The sequence below is a fragment of the Microcoleus sp. D2_18a_D3 genome, from assembly GCF_036702455.1.
Lineage (GTDB): Bacteria > Cyanobacteriota > Cyanobacteriia > Cyanobacteriales > Microcoleaceae > Microcoleus.
The window spans coordinates 1-7886 of the sequence record NZ_JAUBTK010000149.1 but is presented as its reverse complement, the minus strand read 5'-3'; the positions used below and the strand labels follow the sequence as shown (position 1 = coordinate 7886).

Annotated in this window: 6 protein-coding genes; 3 read left to right on the top strand and 3 right to left on the bottom strand. The window is 45.2% G+C overall.

What is annotated here, in order from left to right; genetic code table 11:
* Positions 1-63 precede the first annotated feature (63 nt).
* The 3 genes from QUB06_RS33275 to moeB all read left to right on the top strand — a co-directional run bounded on the left by QUB06_RS33275 (position 64) and on the right by moeB (position 2378).
* Positions 64-366 (top strand): Uma2 family endonuclease, encoded by a 303-nt coding sequence (locus tag QUB06_RS33275; protein WP_333438956.1) that lies wholly within the window; start codon positions 64-66, stop codon positions 364-366.
* 292 nt (positions 367-658) lie between these two features.
* Positions 659-1138: a M67 family metallopeptidase gene (locus QUB06_RS33270; RefSeq protein WP_333438954.1), complete on the top strand. Its 480-nt coding sequence runs from the start codon at positions 659-661 to the stop codon at positions 1136-1138.
* 79 nt (positions 1139-1217) lie between these two features.
* Positions 1218-2378 (top strand): molybdopterin-synthase adenylyltransferase MoeB, encoded by a 1161-nt coding sequence (moeB, locus tag QUB06_RS33265; RefSeq protein ID WP_333438953.1) that lies wholly within the window; start codon positions 1218-1220, stop codon positions 2376-2378.
* Between the two features lie 47 nt (positions 2379-2425).
* Here the strand turns inward: moeB and QUB06_RS33260 are convergent, their stop codons facing one another.
* From QUB06_RS33260 to QUB06_RS33250, 3 genes are all read right to left on the bottom strand, one after another.
* Complete coding sequence (locus tag QUB06_RS33260) at positions 2426-3988, bottom strand: hypothetical protein (protein ID WP_333438951.1); 1563 nt, start codon at positions 3986-3988, stop codon at positions 2426-2428.
* Positions 3981-4349 (bottom strand): hypothetical protein, encoded by a 369-nt coding sequence (locus QUB06_RS33255; RefSeq protein WP_333438949.1) that lies wholly within the window; start codon positions 4347-4349, stop codon positions 3981-3983. Before QUB06_RS33255 ends, QUB06_RS33260 begins: the two co-directional genes overlap by 8 nt.
* A gap of 254 nt (positions 4350-4603) precedes the next feature.
* Positions 4604-7783: a CHAT domain-containing tetratricopeptide repeat protein gene (locus QUB06_RS33250; protein WP_333438947.1), complete on the bottom strand. Its 3180-nt coding sequence runs from the start codon at positions 7781-7783 to the stop codon at positions 4604-4606.
* Between the last annotated feature and the right edge of the window lie 103 nt (positions 7784-7886).

The window sequence follows — 7886 nt, the reverse complement described above, 5'->3', positions numbered from 1 at the left end:
GAGTTCTTGTTTCGCCGATCATATGTTAGGTTCTTCTGAACCTTTGTGTCAAGCTTAATTAAGATGCTCTTACCCTGTGCAGAAGTCCCGGATATTGTGATAGAAATTGCTCTAACTAGCGGCGGTATTGACAAACTGGATGTGTATCGCGGTTTGCAGGTTCCGGAAGTCTGGTTTTGGGCTAAAGATCAATTTTCTCTTTACCGCTTGCGGGAGTCTGGTTATGAGTTAATTTCCAGCAGTGAATTTTTACCGGAGTTAGACTTTTCTGTATTGAGTCAATATGTAGGATATGTTAACCAAACTGAAGCTGTTATTGCTTATAGAACTGTTTTGCAAACAGCTACAGGAATGTCAAATCAATAGACATCTCCCGAAAAGCCAGTATTGAACAGGCAAGATGCCTGTTCCACAATTAAAAAAAAGCCCGTGAAGCGTAGCTATCCCGCAGGGAATCGCACTTTACAAAAAAAACTACAATAAAATCCTATGCAGCCGATCGCACTTTCCGACTCTCACATTTAACAAAGGTATGTAGTTGCGCTTTAGCGCTCTTTCCTTGGCTAAGAGCGCTAAAGCGCAACTACATACCTAAAATTTAACCCCTATTTGTGACAGTTGGCCTTAGTCCTAACAATAAAATCCACAATCAAATCCTATGCAATCTATCGCACTTTCCGACTCTCACATTTTATCCATGCGTACCCACGCCGAAAGCGCTTATCCTGAAGAATGCTGCGGTTTGTTGCTCGGTCGAGTTACTGGCGATGTTAAAACTTTGGTAGAAGTTTGGCCGACTGACAATGCTTGGAGTGCGGAAGCTGAGGAGAATTGGCCTGAACAAAAAGGATTGACAGAAAGACGCAGATATGCTATTAGGCCCGAAGATATGTTGCGGGCGATGAAACACGGGCGCGATCGCAGTCTGGATATTATCGGTATATATCATTCTCACACGGATTGTCCCGCAGTGCCCTCAGAGTGCGATCGGACATTGGCCTGGGCCGAATACTCTTACATTATTGTGTCCGTCCGACAAGGCCGTTCGGAAGACCTCCGCAGTTGGAGTCTTGACGGAGAGGGGAACTTTCAAGCAGAGGAAATTCTCGCACAGGAACCGACTGAGATTAAGAAATAATTAGTAAAAATAACAAACACGTAAAAATGCGAAAGATTCAGATAGGATATAATTCAAAATCTGCGCTACACACAATATCATGCTAAATCCTAATCTGGACGAGATCCAGCTCAACAAACAAGAATACGAACGCTACTCTCGCCACCTGATCCTGCCAGAAGTTGGATTAGACGGGCAGAAGCGTCTCAAAGCGGCCAGCGTGCTCTGCATCGGTACGGGAGGTCTCGGTTCGCCGCTGCTGCTGTATTTAGCAGCCGCCGGTGTTGGCCGCATTGGGATTGTAGACTTTGATGTTGTAGACCATTCCAACTTGCAGCGGCAAATAATTCACGGCACTTCTTGGGTTGGGAAACCGAAGATTGAGTCGGGTAAAAATCGGATTTTAGAAATTAATCCTTTTTGTCAAGTTGATTTGTACGAGACTCGCGTTAGTTCGGAAAATGCGATCGACATTGCCACTCCTTACGATATCATTATCGACGGCACGGACAACTTCCCGACTCGCTATTTGATGAACGACGTTTGCGTGCTTTTAAACAAGCCCAACGTCTACGGTTCTATCTTCCGATTTGAAGGACAAGCAACAGTTTTCAACTACGAAGGCGGCCCGAATTACCGCGATTTGTACCCGGAACCCCCGCCTCCTGGGATGGTTCCTTCTTGTGCAGAAGGCGGCGTTTTAGGCGTTTTGCCGGGAGTAATTGGCTGCATTCAAGCAACGGAAGCTATCAAGATTATCTTGGGTCAAGGCACTACTTTGAGCGGCAGATTGTTGCTTTACAATGCCTTAGATATGACGTTCCGGCAATTGAAATTGCGCCCGAATCCAGTGCGCCCGGTAATTGAAAAGTTAATCGATTACGAAGAATTCTGCGGCTTTAGTAAAGTACCAGCAGAGCAACCGCAAATTCCTGAGATGACTGTCAAAGAACTTAAGGAGTTAATCGACAGCGGTGCGGAGGATTTTGTATTGTTGGATGTTCGCAATCCCAATGAGTATCAAATTTGTCAAATTCCTGGGTCAGTTTTGGTTCCTTTGCCGGATATCGAACACGGCGCAGGTGTCGCTAAGGTCAAGGAATTGTTGAACGGGCACCGCTTGATTGCACACTGCAAAATGGGCGGACGTTCTGCGAAGGCTTTGGGGATTTTGAAGGAAGCTGGAATTGAGGGGATTAATGTTAAGGGCGGGATTACTGCTTGGAGTGAAGAAGTAGACCCGTCTGTACCTCAATATTAAGCTCAATCTTTTTCTGGGGCGGGCGATTTGCCCGCCCGGAACCGGGATTATTGCGGCGGCAACTGTTTAGTTCTAGTTAGTAGATTCTTGAACTTACCTAGTAGATTCTTGAACTTGCCACTCCACATAACCAAAAGCGAAACCCCAAACCCCGCACCGATACTAATCAACAATACGAAGGCAAAAGAATTAATTCCCACCTTCAGGAAAGGCAAAGGCAAAGCAACTATTTGATTAGGCGGGTCTTGTTTAATTAAATAAGGAGAACTGCCAGCCACTACGCCGGCTACTCCCAAACCCAAGCCGACAGCTTGAATCGTTACCTCTAGTTTGGCATTCCGATAAGCTTCTTCGATCGCCACAATAGCTCTAATTGCCTCGGTTGCTTGGTCTAGCAAGCCCGAACCGTGTTTGAAATAGCCTAAATCTGCTTGAATCTGCCTTTGAAACTGCGGGCAAGTTTCTTTACTGAATGCTGCGAGGAAACTTAAATCGGCATCACTATCATTGTACTTTTTAGCTGCTTTGATGTCAAGACTTATTTTATTTAATGTATCCTGGTAATTTTGGGCGTTAATGGCGATCGTATTTTGGCGAAACTCCAAATCAATCAGCATTCGGGCATACTTCACAGCCCGAGGCGGCATCTCAATCATCTGAGTTTCCAGATATTTTAATTCTTCCTCCTTTAAACCCGCACCTTTCAATTGCTTCTGCTGAGCTTTATCTCGCTGCAAATACTTAAAAGTATTGTCAATATCGAGTTCAATTTGTTTGTATTCCTCGCGAGTCACCAGGTAAAGTTTGCGGCTGTCGTGATAAGCGCGAAGAATCTTATTTCGGTACAAAAACAAATCCATAAAATCGCTGTACCGCGTCTGATCCCAGATTTCATCAGTTGCAGAACTGTTGAAAAACCAGACGATAACGTGGCAGTCGTTATCTTGCCGACTCGGATTGCCGTATTCTAAAATCGGGCTACCGAACAATTCGCCTTGACGGTAAAAACTCGGCAGATTTTGACCAGAAATCAACTTTTCCAGACACTGTTTGCCTAAAGCTTGGAGAAACTGCGAATCTGCCCGCGCCGCTTGATTTTGTTCGACACTCAGCCAAGCTGTAAGCAGCAGAGTTTGCCCGAAATAGCTTTGCACGAAATCCGGCAGCAAGCAGTTATCGGGATTAAATTCCTTGAAGATGCTAACATCGACAGCCGATGTTTTATTGCCGTTAAGTTTTTCGGGAACGCGAATTTGTAAACCCAAAGCGTAGCTGTCATCAATTCGCAGCGGTTGGGCGAAACCTTTGAGATTAATTTGCTGGTTTTCGTGGGAAATATTCTTAGCAAAGGGGAGAGAATTCCGGTTGCCAACAACTTCTTTCTCTTTATTAATAAGGTTAACTCGCCATCCGGCAGGTTCGTCTTTTTTGGACAAGTAGCTGCCGTTGAATGCCGTACCGACTGCTAATTTAGTTTGCAAAATCTCATCGCACTTCTGCCACAAACGGGCGAATTCCACAGGGGAATTTGACTCTGATTCTAGGGGTTGGCAGAGGTGAAAGGCAAACAAATAGACGTTGGGGGCATAGATTTTACTGTTTTCAGTCATTGTCTGTATTTGATTGATTCTCTGCATCTAGTTCTTTTTGAAGTTTTTTGTAGCTATCTTCAATGCTTTGACGCAGAGTTTGGGTGATGTTAGTTAGTGGGTCAATTGTATTTGGGGTGGGTTCGCCCGCGTCCTCGATTTCTTTTTTGTTTTTGGCGGCAGCCTTTTTTAATTCTTCTCCCAAATTATGATGATAACACCACTTGCTGATAGCCATAGCAATAGGAAACAATGGATCGTCTGCTAATTCTCCCATTTCTGTTTTTAATTCGGGTAAATCTTGCCATGCTGTCGGCAGGAAAATACTCGGCTTTTCGTGCAGCCATTGGAGAAAAGCATTGATAATTTTGTCAGGTTCCATTGTAATTACTCCCGTGATTTAAAAATATAAATTCGTAGGGGTGGGTTTCACCAACCATAATTGCCTGAAATCGACAATCTCTCAAACCCGCCCCCACCCAACGAAAAATCATCATCTACATTTTAACATTTGATGCAAATTTCAGGTTGATGTGGGTTATTGGTCGGGCGGGGGCGGGTTTATCTAGATTGTTGGTAATCGTTATATATTGTTTGTAAAACCCGCCCCAACAAAATCTTGATGGCACGCCTAACTTAATATCCTGTAGCACAGAATGCCGCCCAATATTTCGGATCGCGGAACGGCTGTTGATGACTCGAAGACGCTAACCATAATTCTACGCTTTGTCTGGATTTTTCATCTAAATTTAACAATCCTACCCAAACTCGACAATCCTCCATGCTCACCCCGCGCATCCAGTTTTGCGCCGCATTCAAAGCGAGGGCTACTGAATCTGCATCCGGCAATTCCTGATAAAATTTAATCATCAAAATTGCGGTGGCAAAATCATCGACAGCCCACAGACTGCTGACAACATTCATGCTACCCGCATACAAGAAGCCGCTGGGTAAACCAATGTATTCATCCGTCATTGCGGTTGAGTCGGTTAACCCGGTTTCGCAGGCGGAAAGTGTGACGAGACTGCACTGCGGTAACTGCAATTCGGCAAAGATTTCTCGCAGGGTGAGGCATTTTTCTGGGATGGCTTTTCTGCCGCTGCGTAGGGTGACATAGCGCTGTTTTTCATCGGGCTGATTTGACTCTGGGGGCGGGGGTGAGGTTTGCGGTTCCAGGGAATCGGCTAAGACTAGGGATGACAGCAGCGGATAGTCAAAGTTGAATACGCCGTGACAGGAAAAGTGCAGGTAGCGGGTGTTTGAAAGGTTTTCTCGGTTTTCGTTGAGGGCGGTTTTTGTGGCTTGTTTTCGGAGTAAAACTTGATGGGGATTGAATCGGGTTTTGATGGTTTGTACTTCCATATCCGCATTGAATAAATCTTCGGTGGGATTCTGCAGCGCAAATAGTTGTTGCTGATTTGAGAGGGTGGATTTCCTGGTTGTGACTCGGTTTTTTACGAGTTCCAGCAGTTGCAAGCTGGGGCTGTATTTCACGCCGGCGGGGAAGCCGTCGAGGAGGTATCCGCGAAAGTTGGTTTTTTGTTTAAATCGGGTTTCTGAGGTGAATGGTAGGGCGTGGAGGGGGAATAAGTGCAGGTAGCGGTGGGGTACTAGGATTAGTTGTTTGCAGTTGGGGGGGATGTCGGCGATTATCTCGTTTAGTCGCAGGATTTCTGAGAGTGTTTCGAGTTTTTGGGATAGGGTTTTTTGCCAGGTTCTGTTGGTCTTTTGGTTGCGGTATTCGTCGAGATAGTTGTTTTTCCAGGTTTCTAATTCGGCTATTTCGGTTGTGGTATATGTGACTGGTTTTATGCTGTCGCGGGTGATGATAAAGGCCGATCCGCCCCAGCGATCGTCGGAGTTGGAGTTATTGCCGATGTACCATTCTATGATTGCTGTTTCGGTGTCTAAGGTTTGTTGGAATTTGGTGATATCGATGGGTTCGACTTTTTGAGTTAGGGTGAATTCTGGTTCTCGCTGTTTTATCTGTTCTAGCAGTTGTGTTAGTTGCTGTGATGTTGTTTCTAATTTGGCTTTTTGTTGTTGGAAATATTCGGGGCTGAGGCTGCGGGTTTGGGTTGTGGGTTGTGAGGGAGAGTATTCGGGAACCCCCCCCGGCCCCCCCTTGGTAAGGGGGGGAGAAAGAGGGGGAGATGGGGTTTCTGTTTCTAGGAGTTGTTGGGAGGCGGCGATTTGGCGGCGCAGGTTTTGGAGTTGCTGTTTCTCGGTTTCGGTGGCTGTTTTGGGGTAGATTTCGCTGTTGGTGAAGAGTTCGACTAGGTAGCGGGATTTGCTGCGTTCGATTGTTTGCAGGGCTTTGTCATATTGTTGGTGATTGATGCAGGATTGCATCATTTTTTCGTAGACGTTGAGATTTTCTTCGATGATTTCTCGTTTGCGGTTGTCGGAGGTTATCCACTCGCGGCTTTGTTCGACTGCTTCGATGGCTTTTTCGTAGCCGAAGATGGCTGTTTCCCACAAACTTTCTGCAAATCCTAAATTGCCTAGATTTCTGCCTGTTTGCAGACAGTAAATTGGCAAAGCGGTGGGAGTGCAAACTTCTAAAGCTGCTTCATAAAGTGCGATCGCGTTTTCGATATTCTCACCCCGTTCTCCTTTGATTCGGTCACTGTAAGCATTTGCCAAATTATTTTGAGTTATCGCCCAATCTTGGGGAAAAGCATCGCGGGTGCGAACTTGTAAAGCTGCTTCATAAAGTGCGATCGCCTTTTCTATATTCTCTCCCCTGTCTCCCTTGATTCTGTAACTGTAAGCATTTGCCAAATTATTTTGAGTCATTGCCCAATTTTGGGGAAAAGCTGGGCGGGTGCGAACTTGTAAAGCAGCTTCATAAAATGCGATCGCCTTTTCTATATTCTCTCCCCTGTCTCCCTTGATTCTGTAACTGTAAGCAATTGCCAAATTATTTTGAGTGTCTGCCCAATCTTGGGGAAAAGCTGGGCGGGTGCGAACTTGTAAAGCAGCTTCATAAAATGCGATCGCCCTTTCTATATTCTCTCCCCTGTCTCCCTTGATTCTGGAATAGTAAGCAATTGCCAAATTATTTTGAGTGTCTGCCCAATCTTGGGGAAAAGCTGGGCGGGTGTGAACTTGTAAAGCAGCTTCATAAAATGCGAGCGCCCTTTCTATATTATCACCCCTGTCTCCCTTGATTTTCTGGCTGTAAGCATTTGCCAAATTATTTTGAATCGTTGCCCAATCTTGGGGAAAAGCTGGGCGGGTGTAAACTTGTAAAGCTGCTTCAAAAAATGCGATCGCCTTTTCTATATTCTCTCCCCTGTCTCCCTTGATTCTGTAACTGTAAGCATTTGCCAAATTATTTTGAGTCATTGCCCAATCTTGGGGAAAAGCTGCGCGGGTGTAAACTTGTAAAGCTGCTTCAAAAAATAATATCGCCCTTTCTATATTCTCTCCCCTGTCTCCCTTGATTCTGGACCAGTAAGCTATACCTAGACTATTTTGAAACCTTGCCCAATCTTCTGAGTAAGCTTCGCGGGTAAAAATAGTTAATCCTATATCCAGACAAGCAATCGCAATCTCTATGTTGCTGCTGCGACTGCCTTGCTGAAGACTGGAAAATTTTATATCTAAATTGTATAAAATCTTGGCACGAATTTCTGCTATATCTGCATCCAAGTTGGGCAGGGTTTCAGTTGCCCACTCTCGCAAATATTGGGCAAAATCATCGTCTAATAATTCTAGATTGGCTTGCAGGATGGCGGTTCGTTCTTCGCTGGGACAGGTGAGGAGAGATTCAATCAGGGTGAGATAGGCTTGGCGGCGTGGTTGGTTCATTTTTGACTACCCATGTTTGTATGATTGGCTCTCCTGAGTTTATGGTGTAAAATGTACCTACTAATACATTTACCGTTATGAGCTTCCATCTAGACTATCTATT

Coding starts and splice junctions, on each gene's coding strand:
- QUB06_RS33275 (WP_333438956.1), top strand. CDS start 64: ATGCTCTTACCCTGTGCAGAAGTCCCGGATATTGTGATAGAAATTGCT.
- QUB06_RS33270 (WP_333438954.1), top strand. CDS start 659: ATGCAATCTATCGCACTTTCCGACTCTCACATTTTATCCATGCGTACC.
- moeB (WP_333438953.1), top strand. CDS start 1,218: ATGCTAAATCCTAATCTGGACGAGATCCAGCTCAACAAACAAGAATAC.
- QUB06_RS33260 (WP_333438951.1), bottom strand. CDS start 3,988: ATGACTGAAAACAGTAAAATCTATGCCCCCAACGTCTATTTGTTTGCC.
- QUB06_RS33255 (WP_333438949.1), bottom strand. CDS start 4,349: ATGGAACCTGACAAAATTATCAATGCTTTTCTCCAATGGCTGCACGAA.
- QUB06_RS33250 (WP_333438947.1), bottom strand. CDS start 7,783: ATGAACCAACCACGCCGCCAAGCCTATCTCACCCTGATTGAATCTCTC.